Consider the following 1,557-nt stretch of genomic DNA (forward strand, 5'->3'; position numbering starts at 1 on the left):
GACTCCCGCAGCACGAGTTCGAGCTCTACGCGCTGAGCCGCAGCGCCGGACAGGAGGAGCGCGGCCGGGTCCCGCTCCCGCGGCACGTCACCCGCGTCCGGACCGCCCCGCTGTGGGCCCCGGCCGACGACGGGCGCACGTACTCCCGGCGCGAGCGGCGCCGCTTCACGGACAGCTTCAAGGACCTGGTCCGCGGGATCTGCGCCGCCGGGGCCGAGGACTTCGCCGCCGGGCTCTACGGACTGGCCGAACTCGCCCGCGAACAGGGCGGGATGTACGCGGCCCTGCGCTCCGAGACGGCCGTACGGGCCGTGGAGGCGGGCTGCCGGGCCCCGGGCGCGAGCCGCAGCGTCGCGGCGGCGCGGGTACCGGACCTGCTGGAGTTCGTGGACGCGCTGGAGCGGATGCTGCGGCCGCTGTCCCTCGACTGGTACGAGGAGCCCGGACTCGGCGCCGTCGACGTCTGCCACGCCGCGGCGGGCGGGGTCGCGGCGCTCCCCGGACTGCTGGCCAAACGCTTCTTCGGAGTCCCGCTGCTGGTCACCGAGTACGGGGTCCAGCTGCGCGCCCACTACCTGGAGCACGGCGAGGACGACCGGCCCGCCGTGCGGGCCCTGCTCGGGGCCTTCCACATCCGGCTGGCCGGCGAGATCTACGCCCGCGCCGACCTGCTCACCCCCGGCAACGCGCACGCCCGCCGCTGGCAGGAGCGCTGCGGGGCCCCGCGGGAGCGGCTGCGGACCGTCTACCCCGGGATGGAGGCGGACCGATTCGCCGCCGTCGGCGAGGACCCCGGCTGCGGGGACCCCGACACCCTGGTGTGGGTCGGACGGATAGAGCCCGCGAAGGACCTCATCGGCCTGCTGCACGCCTTCGCGGAGGTCCGCCGGGCCGCGCCGGACGTCCGGCTGCGCATCTTCGCGACCGCCGTCGCCCCCGGGTACCTGGCCGACTGCCGGTCGCTCGCCGCGCAGCTCTTCCCCGACGAGGCCGCCGACGCGCGGACGGTGGGGGAGAACCCCGTCACCTTCGAGGAGGTCGGCGGCCCCGAGGCGCCCTCGCCGGCCGACGCGTACGGGGCCGGGCGGATCGTGCTGCTGTCCTCGGTGATCGAGGGCTTCCCCATCACCCTCGCCGAGTCCATGTTCTGCGGCCGCGCCACCGTGTCCACGGACGTCGGGGCCGTCTGCGAGGTCATCGGAGGCACCGGGCTCGTCGTCCCGCCGCGCAACCCCCGCGCCCTCGCCGACGCCTGCCTCGCCCTGCTGCGGGACCCCGAACGGGCCCAGCGGCTCGGGGCCGCGGCCCGGGCCAGGGCGCTGGAGCTGTTCACCGTCGAGCAGAACGTGGCGGCCTTCGGGGACAGCTACCTGCGGCTGCTGGCCCGGGGCTCCGCGCGGCCCGACGGGGACGTTCCCTTCGGGCGGCCCGCCGAGGCGCGGGTGCCGGGGCACTGGACGACGCCTTCCTGGGCCCCGGCCGCTGTCGAGGATTCGGAGGCGGCCGTATGACCACCTCGGACATCGCGGGCGCGGCGCCGTTGCCGGGGGCTCCGCC

General features: G+C 76.8%; 1 protein-coding gene. It reads left to right on the forward strand.

Annotation, left to right across the window (positions count from 1 at the left end; genetic code table 11):
- Positions 1 to 1,511, forward strand: a 1,511-nt coding sequence (locus ACFV0Q_RS41525; RefSeq protein ID WP_385013294.1) for a glycosyltransferase, incomplete at its 5' end; no start/stop codon positions are given.
- Positions 1,512 to 1,557 lie beyond the last annotated feature (46 nt).

The sequence above is a fragment of the Streptomyces sp. NPDC059564 genome, assembly GCF_042735575.1.
Classification (GTDB): Bacteria; Actinomycetota; Actinomycetes; order Streptomycetales; family Streptomycetaceae; genus Streptomyces.